1 protein-coding gene is annotated in these 772 nt (G+C 42.0%); it reads left to right on the forward strand.

All coding sequences use genetic code 11. The annotated features are described in order from the left end of the window. Positions 1 to 330: 330 nt before the first annotated feature. The coding region (locus tag A3739_RS25325; protein WP_156502830.1) for an HDOD domain-containing protein at positions 331 to 772 on the forward strand (442 nt) is incomplete at its 3' end.

Here is a 772-nt window from a genome sequence, read left to right on the forward strand (position 1 = left end):
CGGTAATCGCGAGAACACGAGGCATTGGTTTTTGAGACTTTGACTTATTCAAGTTAATGACGTTCATCGGGCTCGCTTTTCGTTGTTTCAAGCTCAAACGCGAACTAGGCAATATGGCCTATCGGTTGTGCTTTTATCGTTGTATTTCAGTAATTCTAAAGGCTTTGCGGAATCATAAAAAGGATTGACAAGCCACAAAACGCGCGAGCTTTGCTCACAATACGACCAGAAAATTCAAGCATCACATAAAAAAGAACGCGCAAACTTTTAATTTTTAAGGAATATTGTCTAAGCTTAAAAAAAAGCGATAAATCCTATTTTTTTGCGAACATGCCAGTCAATTCACAAAACATTTTAAAAGAACTTGAAGTCAGCAAACTACCTACTCTGCCTAGCATCTTGGCTGACGTATTGGATAGCTGCCAAAACCATGATTCAAGTTTTCAGTCGCTTGCAGAAATCATCGCACGTGATGCGAGCATCTCTGCACGCGTTGTGGCAATGGCCAATTCAACTTTGTATAACCGCGGCACCCCTATTCGTTCTTTAGATCGTGCTTTGCTAGTACTTGGCATCGACACCATTCGAACGATTGTAATCACGGCGTCTATCCACCAGTTTTTTTCAGGTTTAAGCCACGGAAATCATGAGTTTTTAAAAGAGTTCTGGCGACGGTCTTTGAGCTGCGCATTACTCGCCAAATCTCTCGCCATACTCACAAGCTACCCTAAACCAGAAGAAGCCTACTTGACCGGCTTATTACACAACATTG

The sequence above is a fragment of the Oleiphilus sp. HI0067 genome (assembly GCF_001635735.1).